We start from the raw sequence: 15,323 nt of genomic DNA on the forward strand, positions 1-15,323 counted from the left end.
GATATATTAGTCAACTGATGATATGTAAGCTGCTGTTTAAAATGTTAGCGCTTGCCTGTATGATTGAAGTCATTGCTTTAGCTAACTTCGTATTAGATTGCGAAAGTTCTATTCCCGTTTTACTAAGGGATATATCAGTTGTGCTGACAGATAAAATCGTGGATGAGAAACTTGTATTGGTTGAACTTATACTAAATTTTGTGCGGGATAATGATATTTTAACCGAACTTATGCTTATTTTTACCGAAGAAACACTAAAATCTTTGGATGTATAAAAAGACTGTGGGCAATCTATTGCGACATAAGTATCGCTCTTTATTGTAATGAGATTAGGACTGGAGATTAACGTCGTTCCGGTAATATCCTGTGTCCAGTTTCCGTCAATTTTAGCACTTAAATCCCCTTTGAGTTTATAAGTATCCCCATCACTAATCTCTGTTTTTCTTCCTTTCTGAATGGTTCTTTGCTGGCTGTTTTCAACAGATAATGTGTCTTTGCCTTTAACTACCGTGTCACGAGCATCTTCGTAAGTGAAACTGGCTTTACCTGTTACTGTGTCCGTTTGCTGTTTTTTTATTTCAGTCGTGCGGTTCCCATCGATAGTGACTTTCTTATCCTTTTCCACGGAGATATTCATGTCACGCTCTGCATGCAGATCAAATAACTCTTTATCTGGAGCATCATCCATAAAGAGGTAATTTGCTTGTTCATGTTTACCTTCCTTTGTATTTGACATCACACCACTACGGGTTTCATGTTTGGGAAGCTCCCAGGGGGGCATATTTTCATTGTTATAGGCGCTGCCAATAACAAAAGGCTTATCCGGGTCACCATTGACAAAACTAATAACAACTTCTTCACCCACACGGGGTACATAAATACTGCCATACCGCCAGCCAGCCCAACGGGTTGCCACACGTATCCAGCAAGAACTGGTATCATCTTTTTTATCGCTTTTATCCCAACGGAATTTCACTTTTATCCGGCCGTACTTATCAGTCCATATCGGTTTATCTTTAGGGCCTGTTACAACCGCGGTTTCAAGACCTGTTGCTTTTGGCCAAGGGGTTACTGCTGGTGGTTTCCAATGGATATTGGCAGGGATAGCATCAAATTGGACAACATTTTTATCTTTATTGGGTTTATCGTCGTCACAATCATCATCGTCGTCATATTCGCAATTAAGAGCGAAGCCGTAGCATGATTCATAAAAAGTATATTGAGCACCAGTAATTAAGTAGTCATTGTAGTCATCACCTTTAATATCATTAGGTAGTGACAAGGTGAAAGTATGTCCCGGAGCCATGCCCAACACATTACCTTTACCATTAATCAGTTCACTTTGGGCTTCTGTGGCTTGTTGAAGCACTCGAGCATAAAATTGCCCTTGTCCATTTTTTACATAGCGTCCGGGCCACATGAATATTTCTGTATTATTAACCGAACTGAGTGATGTCTGAATGGCGGCTTGTAGCTTAGCCCGTGGTTTACGAAAATCGTAGTCATCAAGACAAAAATTGTTTGGTATCGTGGTACTGCGAATATTCCAATTATAAATATATTCTTTACCCGGCTTTTTGGATGATTTACCGACATTGAAATAATTGATCGTATCATATCCAGGCATGGGACCAAGCATTTGTGGCATATCGACTAAGACCATAGTATGACTTCCCATGTCGTGTTTGAAGTAATAATAAATCCCTTCATGCGCCATTAGCCGATGGATGAAATCAAAATCAGTTTCATTGTATTTAACGCAATATTCCCATGTACGATATTTTTCAAGAAGCCGATCCTCAAAAAAGATACCAGCATCCATTAATACAGTCGCAATAATCTCAGGTACAGTCTTTTCTTGCCAAATGCTGTATCCCAGTTTTTTTTTCAACTCCCATAGCTTAGGTCTGACTGTAGCCGTATATAAATAAAGCCTGTCATCATATTTATAAAAGGGATCATAAGATATCTGTTCTATATAACCACTTAAATATCTTGTCTGTTTTGACGGGGTTTTTATTTCTACAGTCAGAACGGTATTATGCAGAGATATTGGGTCGGATAATCTCTTTTCGCTCAGTAATTCAACCTCAAATTTGTAAGCTTCCGATAATCTTTCTATTCCATTCAGTGACTTAAAATATAAAGTTTCATCGGATGAGGAGTGTGCGATAAACATTCTCTCCATAAGATTTACTCGCTTTTGTTTAAAGCTACCGCATACTCCAGGTAAGTTCGGGAATATAGGGTAGTTAGAGGAATATATAGTGCTGGTTTTCTAATGCTGAGTTAAGCATAATGGTTACCATTTGTAATCAGTGAATATCATTTCGTTGATGTAATATATAATTAATTTTTATGTTTTTTGTTATTTTAGCCCCTTTTGTATGTATTTATTTTTTTATATAAAGTATTTTAAGATTATAAAATTCATTTTTTATGAGAAAAGGTGTTGATTTAACCAATTGTATTTTTATAAATATTTATTAATATTGTTTTCTGGGTAACAGTAAATGGAAAATCAACCAATCTTGATTAATGCACCAGAGAGAGTAACGCATGTAGTGCCTTTAATCTCAGTATTTACTGTTGCACTTAAAGTGAGAGTCGAAATAGCTTTCAACTCGGCTGATCCAGTGACGGATTTTTTCCAATTCCCTGTAATACTACCTTCTTCGTTTCCGGTAATTGATTCTTTTTTATTGCCACTGATATCTGCTTGATAATCACCAGTTATATTATATTTAATGCCACCACTAGTGACTTTAACTTCTTTACCATTAGTCACCGTTGTTTTCTGTTTATTCTTGAAAACAGCCGTTTCTTCTTGTTCAACGGTCGTATTACGTTTTGCCTTATAGGTAAAACTTGCATCTTCTTCTACGGTATCCGTTTGTTTTTTCTTTATTTCTGTTGTGCGGGAGCCATCAATAGCTATCTTTTGATCATTTTCTACAGAAATATTCATATCTTTTTCTGCGTGTATATCAAAAGATTCTTTATCTTGCGCATCGTCAATGAATAAATAACTGGCGTTATTATTTCCACCTTTTATGCTCCGTGACATAAAGCCTATTTTTGTGGCTTCTTTTGGCAATTCCCACGGTGGCATATTCTCTTTATTAAAAGTACTGCCTATTATTAGTGGCCGATCAGGGTTGCCATTGATAAAGCTGACAAAAACTTCATCTCCAACTCTGGGGATCTGGACTGCACCGAATTTGGTACTGGCCCAGGTGCTGGACCAACGTATCCAACAAGAACTGGTATCATCTTTAGCACCTTCTTGATCCCAATGAAATTGTACTTTGACCTGAGCATATTCATTTGTCCAGATATCTTTGCCACTCGCACCCACGACTTCCGCTGTTTCTATGCTAGCGACCGGCCATGGTGTTAAACAGGGAGCTCGCCAGTTTACTTTAGCCGGAATCGCGGTGAAACTGGTTTCAATCTTGATGGTGCTATCATCACTAATATTAATATCACCAAAATGATAACTGGATTCAGAAAGTTCATATGTGGCACTGACAATCAGATAATTACCATTATCCCCGTCTCTGAATGCTTTAGAAAGCGTAAAGATATGCCCCGGAGCTATACCAACTTCAAGACTCTTGGCTTTAATATAATGACAATGAGCGGTATAGGATTGTTGTAAAACCAGAACATAAGATTTTCCTTGTGAAGCTTCAGTATAATTTCCCGGCCATTCATATATTTTTGTATCGGGAACCGAAGAATCCGGGTTTTGTTGTGCTTCCAGTAACTGGGCCCGTGGTTTGAGGAAATTGTAATCATTCATTGCATAGATCTTTGGTGCTATTGAATAACTTACATTCCAATCATATAAATAGAGCTTCTCTTTATTTCTTGGGGGAAAATGATTTGGATAATATTCTATAGAGGAATATCCCGATAAGGCCGAATGGGATTGGGGAGAGTCAGCTAATATAAGAGTGTGATCACTGACAGTATGTTGAAAATAGTAATAAATTCCCTCATGCTCCATTAATCGACTGATAAAATTGAAGTCAGTCTCGCGATATTGTGTGCAATATTCAAGCTGTTGATATTTAGAATTTAATTTGCTTTCAAACTTGATACTGTGTTTATTCAATATATCTTTAATGATTTCAGGGGCAGTTTTCTTTTGCCATATTTTACATCCCTTACTTTTTTGCAGAATTGATAATTTTGGTTGAAGAATGAATTTATATTTATAGAAGTAAGAATCATAAAAATCACATACTATACCATCATGGACTATGCCATTCAGATAACGTGGGTTTGCTGATGGGTTAGCCGGGTTATTTATTTCAATGGTAATTGATTTTCCTCGTAGTGATTTGATATCAATATCTTTTTTTTTACTTATTAATTCAATATCAAAGCTATAAATAGTTGATAGTTTTTCTTCACCTTTTAATGAACTAAAAAGTAAAGTATCTTCACCCAGTGAAGTGTGTGCAATAATATTTCTTTTCATTGAAAGTACCTTTTTAAATTAAAAGCTACCGCATGAACCTATCAATAAAGGACCAGATAAGAAATTAAACCCTGTGTTATTACTGACCGTTACTTGTTATTAATTTAATTCATAAATACAATATTTCACAAAAGAAACTGTATCTCAATGTTATTATCACTATGTTTGTATTTTTTTACAAAAAAAAATTTAAAATTACAAATTTATCTCTTTTTAATAAAGGATCGTATTTATCCTTTTGATTTAGATAAAAAATTATCTTTACATAAGAAGTAGAAGTGCTTAAGAAAAATCAGGAAAGGGAGCAGGGGGGATAAAAAAGGTTGGCGGCAATTATGCAACAATTGTCCAAACAACAATTACCGCCAGAGGTTGGCTTTATTGATAAAACAATGTATCAACGGTGCCCGGAAGCAAGAAAACACATTGTTTCCAATAAAGAATTTTTTATAGTGCTGTTTATTTTAACACTGATAATGCGTTGTCATAGTCAGGTTCGTTGGTAATTTCATCCACGAGTTGGCTATAAGTAACTTGATTATTTTCATCCAGAACAATAACAGCACGCGCAGTCAATCCGCTTAATGGGCCTTCGTTTATTGCGACACCGTAATTTTCCTGAAACTCGCCGCTGCGTAGTGTTGATAGGGTGACGACATTTGAAAGGCCTTCAGAGCCACAGAAACGAGATTGTGCGAAAGGTAAGTCTGCTGAAATGCAAAGTACGACGGTATTGTTCAGTTCGCTGGCATGTTGATTGAATTTACGAACAGAAGTTGCACAAACACCGGTATCAATACTTGGAAATATATTGAGTACCTTACGTTTCCCTGCGTATTGGCTCAGTGTCACATCAGTGAGATCTTTGGCTACCAGCGTAAATTCTTTTGCTGTTTCACCTACTTGTGGAAAACTTCCGCTCACGGTGATATCGCTACCTTGGAACTTGACGGTTTGTGTCATAATTTTATCCCTCTATATAAGTAAACTGCGGTGCCAGTGTAAAGGAATAGTGCGATCTTGCCCACAAAAATAGATGTAATATTTAGAAATACTCACCTATTGTTTAATTAACAGTGTCTTATAATTTATTTTAGGGTGATTATTAGACCAGTAGAGTAAAAAAATTTATGCATAATTTTCCCTTATTCCCTTCTGTATTACTGATGACCGGACTTTCTTTGCCTCTTTCTGTTTATGCTGCTGAGATCCCGATGGGGACTCAATTAGATCCTCATCAGGAGTTGGTTCGACATTTGAAAGATGAACCTGCGTCACTTGATCCGATTAAATCTTTTGGCTTAACGGAAGCACAGGTATTACGTGATTTGCTGGAAGGTCTCGTCAGTCAGGATGCTTATGGAAAACCTATTCCCGGTGTTGCTATTGACTGGCAAACGACAGACAACAAAACATGGATATTTACACTGCGACAGAATGCCCATTGGTCTGATGGTGACAAAGTGACAGCTTCTGATTTTGTTTATAGCTGGCAGAGACTGGTTAATCCTAAAAATGCTTCTTCATTTGCCTGGTTTGCGGCTTTATCAGGCATTCAGAATGCTCAGGCTATTATTGATGGTAAACTGCCAGCCGAAAAATTAGGTGTTGAAGCTCTTGATGCTTATACCCTGAAAGTCACACTGGATCGCCCTGTACCTTATTTTCCCAGTATGACAACTAATTTTAGTCTTTATCCGGTCAATAAACAGTGTGTTGAAAGATACGGTAATGACTGGACCAGAGTCGGTCATTTGGTTGGTAATGGCGCATTTATGCTTACAGGGCGGGTGGTCAATGAAAAAATTGTTTTGACGCCTAACCCTTATTATTGGGATCACAAAAATACGGTATTGAAAAAAGTCACTTTTGTACCTGTCAGTCAGGAGTCCCATGCGGTTAAGCGTTATCTGGCCGGAGATTTGGATATTACAGAATCTTTTCCTAAAAATATGTACCACAAGTTACTGCGTGATATTCCGGCAGAAGTTTTTACCCCTGATCAATTGGGTACTTATTATTACGCATTTAATACTCAACGGGCACCGACCAATGATATCCGGGTCAGGCAAGCTCTTGCTATGACGATCGATAAGAATCTGATTGCGGAAAAAATCCTGGGAACGGGAGAAAAGCCCGCATGGCATTTCACTCCTGATGTTACAACCGGGTTCCAGCCAGAAAAGAGTCAACAAGAGAGGCTGACGCAGCAGGAAAGGGATAAGAGAGCCAAAACACTGTTAAAAGAAGCGGGTTATGGCCCTGAAAATCCATTAAAACTTTCTTTGCTCTATAATAATCTGGAAAATAACCAACGTATTGCTATTGCAGTAAGCTCGGAATGGAAGAAAAAACTGGGCGTTGAAGTGAAATTAGTTAATCAGGAATGGAAAACTTATGTTGACAACCGTAATACCGGCAATTTTGATGTTGTCAGGGCGTCCTGGACTGGCGATTATAATGAACCATCAAGTTTCCTGTCTCTTTTAACATCAAAACATAGCGGAAACCTGGCTAAATTCTATAATCCAGCCTATGACGCCTTGTTAAAAGCAGCCAGCCAGGAAACAGACAGCGTAGTCAGAAATAAGGATTACAATCAGGCAGAAAAAATGATTGAAGAGCAAGCGCCAATTGTACCGATTTACCAATATACCAATGGCCGGTTAATCAAAAAGTGGTTAAAAGGATATCCGATCACCAATCCTGAAGATGTGGCTTATAGTCACACTATGTATATCATTAAGCATTAGCCTGTATAGGCTGGTAATGGTGATTTTTCAGAATTAGCTAACTCATTACAAACTGGTCAATTTGTATTTATGCGTTTGACCAGTTATTACGCTATATTTTTTGAATAAAAATTGATTGAATAAAAACGCATTCTCAGAATTAGCAGTAAACTTTGAATTTACAACTCAGTGAATTCTGTACTCGACGAAGAGTCAAGTTTTATAATGCATAGCCCTATTTTAATGCGTATTAATTGCTGTTTTACGGTTCTCGATTGATATAAAAATCTGACTTAAGTAATATTTACTGGCTATTTGGCAGTAAGATGAAATTACCTTGAATTTTAACAAATAATAAGTGAGGAATTTATGTCTGAAATTAATAAGCCAGAAGATAAAAAAACTGACCTCAACTGCCCATTCAAACCAGAACAATACCAGATTGGCAAAGACAGTATAACTGTCCCCGCCGGGACTTTCGCCTGGGCATCGAGCCACGTGTATTTGGGGAAACAAGTGTATCGTAGTGGCTGGAATGCCCCTAAAGAGCACATGCGTCTTGCCTATAAATCGGAAGTGGGGAGTGCAGGTGATGGAGCCGCTTATATTGAGAAGAGTGATAATGAGCAACTGTCTTGAACATAAAAATTATGGCGCAACGTGATGGTAAGATTCATTCCATTCTTCGTTCTTTCTGAGCATTGCATTCAGTATAGTCAGTAACTTACGCATACAGGCAACCAGCGCCACTTTTTTGGCTTTTCCGGCGGCAAGCAGACGCATGTAAAACGCCTTTATCACTGGATTAAATCGGGCTGCCACGAGCGCAGACATGTACAGTGCTGTTCTTACCCCAGCCCTGCCGCCAAAAATGGTTCGCCGACCGCGCATAGTGCCCGAGTCGCGGTTTACGGGCGCAACACCCACAAGTGCGCTGATTTCACGCCGTGAGAGGTGACCCAGTTCCGGCACCTCAGCCAACAAGGCTGCAACCGTCATAGTGCCAACACCTTTAACGCTGCTCAGCCGTTCAGAAAGCACTTTAAAGTGGTTCTTGAGATGCTGGTTCATGTCTGTATCGATTCGGGCAAGTTCACCTTCCAGCGCTTTGATAATGATATTAATGCTTTTTCTGTTTTGCGGATGGGAAGGGTACAACCGGTTACGTTCAGCCACCAACATCGTAATCAACTGGCGTCTGCGCACCACCATAGCCGCAAGAATCTGACGTTCAGCGTCTGGCAGAGCCCGGATAAAACGTTCCCGTTCCGGATGACGATTAATGACCTCCGCCATCTGTGCGAGTACTCTGGCGTCAATACGGTCAGTCTTTGCCAGGTATCCCATCGCACGGGCAAAGTCACGTGCCTGTCTGGGGTTAATGACAGCAACGTCAAAACCTTCTGCCTGAAGCGAGCAGGCCACGGTGGCTTCAAGCCCGCCAGTGGCCTCCATCAGAATCAGCGCAACGGAATGCGTTCTCAACTCAGCAAGAATGGCATCAAAACCATCAGAGTCGTTACTTGCAGTGAACTGTGCAAACTCATGACTGGCAGCGATGTCCAGTGTTGCTTTAGAAACATCAATGCCCACACAGAGTGAATTTGGCAGACTCATTATTACCCCTCCTTGCAAATACGTTATGGAGTACGGACAACTGTTCGGGTTTCAGATGAGTGGCTCGGTGTATGCGCCAATCGCTTACAGACGGGCTAGGAACCCTAGGCGGCATCAGGCTGCATGCACCGCGCCAAATCTAATCGTATTTATTTTAACCTACATTTAAGATACAAGGGGTATTGGGCACATTGGCAGCCAACACAAGAAGATCTAATGGCTTGTGACTGGAATCTGCTGAAATCAGAATCTAAACCTGAACCAAAGCCTGTTGATTGCATGTTGGAATTTGATCTTAAGGTGGGAGTTCCCAATACAGAATTTGGTTATGGACCTATGGGTATGCTTTGGGGATTTACACAGTCTTGGTGGTCTCCTTATCATTCGACTAGTGGTGATTTAAACATGGGACCAAATAAGCTAGATATTGTAGGAATATACGGATTTTTTTGGCTTGAATATGTTGTATATATTGGTATAACTGCTAAACAGGATAAAGGAAGTCATCAAAAGGTAGTAGATCTATTTCAAAATAATGTTCTTTGGGTAACGGTTGATGGTGTACGCTATAATCTAGGAAAGTCACCACCAGTTGCATCACCAGAATTATTCCCTGCACCCTCTGGGCCTTATGATTACGTGTTTTCGTATCGAAATTCTGATGCACAAAAATTAGGTGAGACAATAAAACAAAATGGAGATAAAACTATACACGTTTGTTTGAACTGGAAATAAATCCCTAAATTTGCACTCTGAATTCAAGGCTGAGCTTCGGTTCGGCCTTTTTCTATATTGGTTACAGTAAAATTTTTCTAAAGTGATAACTATACTGATCCAGACACAAAGTATCTTCAATGATGTTGAGTATGTATTGTATTTATTTTATGCAATTAAACATCAAGTGCTAAACAGGAGTGGGTGTGGAAACGATATATGGCTCAGCATTTAAAAATTCAAATGCTGTGTATGCTTGTCAATTGAATGGTAAGGGCGGTATCACAGGCTTTGGGGAAAATGCACTTGCGACGGCAGAGCAACCTTTCTGGCAGCATCTTGATTATAAAAATCAGGCCAGTTATCAGTGGATTATGAATACAAATTTGCTACCCGCTCCGGTAAAAGAAGGGTTGGCAGGTGAAAGTGTCAGGCCTAAGCTCATTCGCACTGGAGAAGGTGCGATGATGATATTGCGGACAATTAACCGTAATGATAATGCCCGTCCTGATCATTTGGTTTCATTCCGCATCTATATTAATGACAGAATGATTATTTCCAGTCGTCATCGGAAAGTCTATTCGATAGATCAGGTCTTGGGTAATTTGCACAATGGTATAGGCGCAAGGAATACGGGACATTGGTTGGTTGAAATAGCGGACTCTATTACCGATGAAGTGAACGATTTTATTGAAGCGTTGCATGATAACTTGATTGAGTTTGAGGATGGCATTCTGGAGCAGAAAATTCCCGGACGCGGTGAGTTAGTGTTATTGCGTAAGCAATTGATTGTTCTGCGTCGTTATATGGCACCACAGCGCGATGTCTTTATGCGTTTAGCCAGTGAAAAATTGCCCTGGATGAGTGACGAGGAGCGTCATCTGATGCAGGAAATTGCTGATCGCTTAGGGCGTGGGTTAGATGATTTAGATGGCTGTATTGCAAGGACGGCTGTTCTTGCGGATGAGATCACTTCTATTATGGCAGATGCGATGAACCGCCGTATCTACATGATGTCTTTGTTAACAATGATATTCTTACCCAGTACCTTTTTAACTGGGTTGTTTGGCGTTAATCTTGGCGGGATCCCAGGGAATGAATATCAGTTTGGGTTTGGTTTATTCAGCCTGTTATTGTCGTTATTGATCGCCGCATTCACCTGGTGGTTAAGGCGCAGCAAATGGTTATAGGGTGCTATAAGGTATAAGGAAAGCGGTGTTTCAAAATCACTTTCCCTAAATCAAACGGTTAATCTCATTCAGTTTGAGATATATCAATAATCTGAATCTACAGTTAAGGCATTATAACTGTGCAGGTGAATACAACGTTGAGCGATGAACGTTGTGCTCCATATCCATAATTGTAGTGTTTCTCATATTGAGGTTATACAGATTAATTGACGTATTGTGCCGATGTTAATGTTAGCATCGGCCATTTTTTTATCATTATCTGATTTCGATGACATCCAGGCGTTCTGTCTGAAAATCAATCTGTTCATCGGAGCTAATCGCAGGCTGTATCGGCAATTCTTCCCGATCAAAAGCCAAATCTCCACCATCAATAATTTCACTACCATGATTAATGCTTTTGAAATCGAACAGATTAAAGTCACTAAGATGTGATGGAACCACATTTTGCATGGCACGGAACATGGTTTCAATGCGGCCCGGATAGCGTTTGTCCCAGTCACGCAGCATATCTTTAATGACTTGACGTTGTAGGTTAGGTTGTGAGCCACACAAGTTACAAGGAATGATTGGAAATGCTTTAGCTTCAGCGTAGCGTTCGATATCTTTTTCCCGACAGTAAGCAAGTGGGCGGATCACAATGTGCTTACCATCATCACTGATCAATTTTGGTGGCATACCTTTTAATTTGCCGCCATAAAACATATTCAAAAAGACAGTTTGTAAGATATCATCGCGATGATGCCCCAATGCAATTTTGGTGGCACCCAACTCAGTCGCCGTGCGGTACAAAATACCCCGGCGTAAACGGGAGCACAGAGAGCAGGTTGTTTTTCCTTCAGGGATTTTTTCTTTAACAATACCATAGGTATTTTCTTCAACAATCTTATACTCAATTCCCAGTTCATCCAGATAAGCCGGGAGTATATGTTCAGGAAAACCGGGTTGTTTTTGATCCAAATTAACGGCTACAAGGGAAAAATTAACGGGGGCACTTTTTTGCAGATTCTGCAAAATGGACAGCAGAGTGTAGCTGTCTTTGCCACCAGAAAGACAGACCATGATGCGATCACCTTCTTCGATCATATTGAAATCTGCAATAGCTTGGCCCACATCACGACGCAGACGTTTTTGTAATTTATTGAAATTATACTGTTCTTTTTGAGTGTTCATCTCTGATTGTTCTTACTGTTTCTGATAGCTGTTCGGATAAATGCCTTTTAAAAATGATGATGATTTTATGGCGGAGAACATGAAAAGGGAACAATGATAGCGGATGAAAAGGGATTATCAATCAGAGTTAGTGAAAAATGCTTTATATCTCCCCCATGTGGGGGAGAAAATCATTTTTATCCTTAGTATTTACTCTGAACAGGGAAGAACTGGCTGATTAGAACTAAGATACCTGTCAGTAAATAAGCGGCAAAAATACCAATTAACCATTGTGGCATGTCTAATGTCAGAAATGACCACTGTTTCATTGAGCAATCACCAAACGCCTGAAATACCGAAGGTAACCATTCATTCAGTGGTAACCAAGATGGGAATCTGGCAAAAAATTCACAAGTGTTAAAAGGGCCAGGGTCTAACTGCATCATAGTGTGATCCCATGCCAGTTGTAATCCGCGCCATGCACTATAAAGCCACAGTAAAATGGCTAACCAACGTAGCGGAGTTCCGGGGGCAATAGCGCCTAATAGTGCTGCCCCCAAAATACCAAATAGAGCAACGCGCTCATAAATGCACATTACACAAGGTTGTAGTTGCATAACATGCTGAAAATAGAGCGCAATAGCTTCTAATATAAAAGCGGTTAGTGCCATCAATAACCAAGTACTTCGCCCTTGGGAACTTCGTTTTAAAAAATGAAACATACTTCTTTTCCCATATCTTGAATATAATTAGTTGCTTATTTTGCCGTTTCTGAAATCATAAAAAAATAAATTTCAGTAATTAATTAATAAATTTTAGTAATTATAGTGGGATAACCCAACCGATTTTGACGAGATATTCAGTCACCGGAAGTAGCAAAAATTCGACACACAATAATCCTACTAATGTCATCACAATGGTGTAAGGCAATGCCATGATAACCATGCGACCATAAGATAAGCGAATTAATGGCGACAGGGCTGATGTCAGCAGGAACAGGAAAGCTGCCTGTCCATTCGGTGTTGCCACTGAGGGTAAGTTAGTGCCGGTATTAATAGCTACAGCCAGAAATTCATATTGCTGTTGTGAAATGAGACCATTTTTGAGAGCGTTTAAGGCTTCATTAATATAAACCGTACCTACAAATACGTTGTCAGATACCGCTGAGAGCAGGCCATTAAACAGATAGAAGAGTGAGAGCTGCGAAGCAGGTGAAGATTGCAGCACAAATTGAATAAACGGCGCAAACAGTTGCTGATCAATAATAACGGCAACCACAGAAAAGAAAACAGTTAATAAAGCAGTAAATGGTAGGGCTTCTTCGAAGGCTTTGCCTAAAGCATGTTCCTCAGTGATACCGCAAAATGCGGTGGCCAGAATGATGACTGATAAGCCAATTAGCCCCACTTCCGCTAAGTGGAAAGCCAGAGCCACAATCAGCCAGATACCAATTAAAGCCTGAACCACAAGCTGAGTTTTTTCTTGGTGTGTACGTTTTTCACTCGCTTTTTGGGCATAGTCTTCCAAAACGGAACGGACGCGCTCAGGTAACTCAGCGCCATAACCGAACAGCTTGAAATGTTCAACCAGCAGGCAGACCAAAAGGCCACAAATAAAGACAGGGACAGTCACAGGCGACATACGGATAAAGAATGTCATGAAGTCCCAACCAACGTGTTTGGCAATAATCAGGTTTTGTGGTTCACCGACCATGGTCATTACGCCACCTAGTGCTGTACCGACTCCGGCATGCATCATCAGACTGCGTAAAAATGCCCGGAATTGCTCCAGCGTCTGCTTTTTATCTTCATTATCAATGAAGTTATCATCGCTGAGATCTGTATTATCGTTTTGGCTGGCGCTGGAAAGATAGCGGTGATAGATGGAGTAAAAACCGACAGATACACTGATAACAACAGCAATAACTGTCAGGGCGTCAAGGAAAGCGGATAAGAATGCACTTGCCAGACAGAATGCCAGCGCCAGCATTTTTTTGGAACGAATACTTAATAGTAGCTTAGTGAAAACAAATAATAAGAGCTGTTTCATGAAGTAAATGCCGGCAACCATGAAAATCAGTAGTAAGATCACTTCCAGATTGTTGGCTATCTCATGCCCTACTTGTTTTGGTGAAGTCATACCGATGATAACGGCTTCAATAGCGAGTAATCCTCCTGGTTGCAAGGGATAACATTTTAATGCCATCGCCAGCGTGAAAATAAATTCAACAACAAGCATCCAGCCTGCAATAAAAGGACTGACAAAGAAAAAAATCAGTGGATTGATAATAAGAAAAACAATGATGGCCAGCTTATACCAGTCCGGAGAATTGCCGAGAAAGTTTTTCACCACTGCGCGTCGGATACTGATTTCCATTATTATTAATATTCCTCTTCATGGATACATGGACGATTCTAAAGGCTCATAGTACGCTCTAAACAGTACTAATTTAAGGGGTTAACCTCATAATTAATCAGATAATAATTATATTTTTTTATGACCTCTTTCACTCTTTCGTGGTTTATTTACTATGTAACTATGTCGAGCAGATGCATTCTGGTATGATCAGTGCCTATTATTAGCTGAGAAAACTGCTTTGGAATAGTTAAAATATGGTAATTAAGGCTCAGAGTCCTGCGAGTTTTGCGGAAGAGTATCTCATTGAAAGTATATGGAATAATCGCTTTCCACCAGGCTCCATACTGCCAGCAGAGCGTGAGTTATCTGAATTAATCGGTGTCACCCGAACGACTTTACGTGAAGTGTTACAACGCCTTGCACGTGATGGTTGGTTGACTATTCAGCATGGAAAACCAACAAAGGTCAATAACTTCTGGGAAACATCCGGCCTTAATATTCTGGAAACTCTGGCGCGCCTGGATCATGATCGTGTGCCTCAGTTAGTCGATAATTTATTGTCAGTCCGTACTAATATTGCAGCCATTTTTATTCGTACTGCGTTCAGGCACAATCCGGAAAAATCATTGAAAGTATTGGCGGAAAAGAACAACGTAGAGGATACTGCCGAATCTTTCAGTTCCGTGGATTATGATATTTTCCGTGGATTGGCGTTTGCGTCAGGGAACCCGATTTATGGTTTGATTATTAACGGATTGAAAGGGCTTTATACTCGTGTCGGTCGTTATTATTTCTCGAATCCTGATGCCCGTAAGCTCGCTTTAAATTTCTATCAGCAATTGAGTGTCCTGTGTCAGGAACAGACCTATGACAAGATTATGGAATGTGTACGCAATTATGGTAAAGAGAGTGGGATTATCTGGCATGGAATGCAGGGCATCATGTTCAATGAGTTAACTGAAGCCCGTCAGGGCTGATCACACCCATCATCAATCTAGTTCATTGTCTAAGCTATTCTTAAAGGCGGGCTGCATAAAAGCAGCCCGCCTCTTTTTGGGGCTTTAGCCAGTTTAA

12 protein-coding genes are annotated in these 15,323 nt (G+C 39.9%); 5 read left to right on the top strand and 7 right to left on the bottom strand.

The features are described 5' to 3' along the window. Positions 1 to 10: 10 nt before the first annotated feature. From ABLA85_RS11320 to tpx, 3 genes are all read right to left on the bottom strand, one after another. The gene (locus ABLA85_RS11320; protein WP_367964158.1) at positions 11 to 2,179 is read right to left on the bottom strand and encodes a type VI secretion system Vgr family protein; all 2,169 of its coding nucleotides are present in this window, start codon (positions 2,177 to 2,179) and stop codon (positions 11 to 13) included. A gap of 342 nt (positions 2,180 to 2,521) precedes the next feature. Then, the gene (locus tag ABLA85_RS11325; RefSeq protein WP_367964161.1) at positions 2,522 to 4,489 is read right to left on the bottom strand and encodes a type VI secretion system Vgr family protein; all 1,968 of its coding nucleotides are present in this window, start codon (positions 4,487 to 4,489) and stop codon (positions 2,522 to 2,524) included. 459 nt (positions 4,490 to 4,948) lie between these two features. Next, entirely contained in the window at positions 4,949 to 5,452 is a 504-nt protein-coding gene (gene tpx / locus ABLA85_RS11330; RefSeq protein ID WP_367964163.1) for a thiol peroxidase, read from the bottom strand. A gap of 203 nt (positions 5,453 to 5,655) precedes the next feature. Here tpx and ABLA85_RS11335 point away from each other — a divergent pair, with 203 nt between their 5' ends. Together ABLA85_RS11335 and ABLA85_RS11340 are read left to right on the top strand one after the other, a co-directional pair. Continuing rightward, complete coding sequence (locus ABLA85_RS11335) at positions 5,656 to 7,242, top strand: ABC transporter substrate-binding protein (RefSeq protein ID WP_367964183.1); 1,587 nt, start codon at positions 5,656 to 5,658, stop codon at positions 7,240 to 7,242. Positions 7,243 to 7,590: 348 nt separating this feature from the next. Next, positions 7,591 to 7,860: a hypothetical protein gene (locus tag ABLA85_RS11340; RefSeq protein ID WP_367964165.1), complete on the top strand. Its 270-nt coding sequence runs from the start codon at positions 7,591 to 7,593 to the stop codon at positions 7,858 to 7,860. Positions 7,861 to 7,869: 9 nt separating this feature from the next. Here the strand turns inward: ABLA85_RS11340 and ABLA85_RS11345 are convergent, their stop codons facing one another. After that, complete coding sequence (locus ABLA85_RS11345; protein ID WP_367964167.1) at positions 7,870 to 8,838, bottom strand: IS110 family transposase; 969 nt, start codon at positions 8,836 to 8,838, stop codon at positions 7,870 to 7,872. Between the two features lie 216 nt (positions 8,839 to 9,054). Between ABLA85_RS11345 and ABLA85_RS11350 the strand changes: the two genes are divergently transcribed. Next, complete coding sequence (locus ABLA85_RS11350; RefSeq protein WP_367964170.1) at positions 9,055 to 9,573, top strand: hypothetical protein; 519 nt, start codon at positions 9,055 to 9,057, stop codon at positions 9,571 to 9,573. 185 nt (positions 9,574 to 9,758) lie between these two features. Then, the gene (zntB, locus tag ABLA85_RS11355; protein ID WP_367964172.1) at positions 9,759 to 10,742 is read left to right on the top strand and encodes a zinc transporter ZntB; all 984 of its coding nucleotides are present in this window, start codon (positions 9,759 to 9,761) and stop codon (positions 10,740 to 10,742) included. Positions 10,743 to 10,997: 255 nt separating this feature from the next. Here zntB and ttcA read toward each other — a convergent pair whose 3' ends face one another. The 3 genes from ttcA to nhaB all read right to left on the bottom strand — a co-directional run bounded on the left by ttcA (position 10,998) and on the right by nhaB (position 14,267). Continuing rightward, the gene (gene ttcA, locus ABLA85_RS11360; protein WP_367964174.1) at positions 10,998 to 11,912 is read right to left on the bottom strand and encodes a tRNA 2-thiocytidine(32) synthetase TtcA; all 915 of its coding nucleotides are present in this window, start codon (positions 11,910 to 11,912) and stop codon (positions 10,998 to 11,000) included. Between the two features lie 182 nt (positions 11,913 to 12,094). After that, positions 12,095 to 12,613: a disulfide bond formation protein DsbB gene (gene dsbB / locus ABLA85_RS11365; protein WP_367964176.1), complete on the bottom strand. Its 519-nt coding sequence runs from the start codon at positions 12,611 to 12,613 to the stop codon at positions 12,095 to 12,097. A 100-nt stretch (positions 12,614 to 12,713) separates the two neighbouring features. Beyond that, entirely contained in the window at positions 12,714 to 14,267 is a 1,554-nt protein-coding gene (gene nhaB / locus ABLA85_RS11370) for a sodium/proton antiporter NhaB (RefSeq protein WP_367964178.1), read from the bottom strand. Positions 14,268 to 14,503: 236 nt separating this feature from the next. On the opposite strand from nhaB, the gene fadR reads away from it, so the two are divergent. Beyond that, entirely contained in the window at positions 14,504 to 15,226 is a 723-nt protein-coding gene (gene fadR / locus ABLA85_RS11375) for a fatty acid metabolism transcriptional regulator FadR (protein WP_367964180.1), read from the top strand. Positions 15,227 to 15,323: the final 97 nt, after the last annotated feature.

This window comes from Xenorhabdus sp. SGI246 (assembly GCF_040838225.1).
Taxonomy (GTDB): Bacteria; Pseudomonadota; Gammaproteobacteria; order Enterobacterales; family Enterobacteriaceae; genus Xenorhabdus; species Xenorhabdus indica.

Coding starts and splice junctions, on each gene's coding strand:
- ABLA85_RS11320 (WP_367964158.1), bottom strand. CDS start 2,179: ATGTTTATCGCACACTCCTCATCCGATGAAACTTTATATTTTAAGTCA.
- ABLA85_RS11325 (WP_367964161.1), bottom strand. CDS start 4,489: ATGAAAAGAAATATTATTGCACACACTTCACTGGGTGAAGATACTTTA.
- tpx (WP_367964163.1), bottom strand. CDS start 5,452: ATGACACAAACCGTCAAGTTCCAAGGTAGCGATATCACCGTGAGCGGA.
- ABLA85_RS11335 (WP_367964183.1), top strand. CDS start 5,656: ATGACCGGACTTTCTTTGCCTCTTTCTGTTTATGCTGCTGAGATCCCG.
- ABLA85_RS11340 (WP_367964165.1), top strand. CDS start 7,591: ATGTCTGAAATTAATAAGCCAGAAGATAAAAAAACTGACCTCAACTGC.
- ABLA85_RS11345 (WP_367964167.1), bottom strand. CDS start 8,838: ATGAGTCTGCCAAATTCACTCTGTGTGGGCATTGATGTTTCTAAAGCA.
- ABLA85_RS11350 (WP_367964170.1), top strand. CDS start 9,055: ATGGCTTGTGACTGGAATCTGCTGAAATCAGAATCTAAACCTGAACCA.
- ttcA (WP_367964174.1), bottom strand. CDS start 11,912: ATGAACACTCAAAAAGAACAGTATAATTTCAATAAATTACAAAAACGT.
- dsbB (WP_367964176.1), bottom strand. CDS start 12,613: ATGTTTCATTTTTTAAAACGAAGTTCCCAAGGGCGAAGTACTTGGTTA.
- nhaB (WP_367964178.1), bottom strand. CDS start 14,267: ATGGAAATCAGTATCCGACGCGCAGTGGTGAAAAACTTTCTCGGCAAT.
- fadR (WP_367964180.1), top strand. CDS start 14,504: ATGGTAATTAAGGCTCAGAGTCCTGCGAGTTTTGCGGAAGAGTATCTC.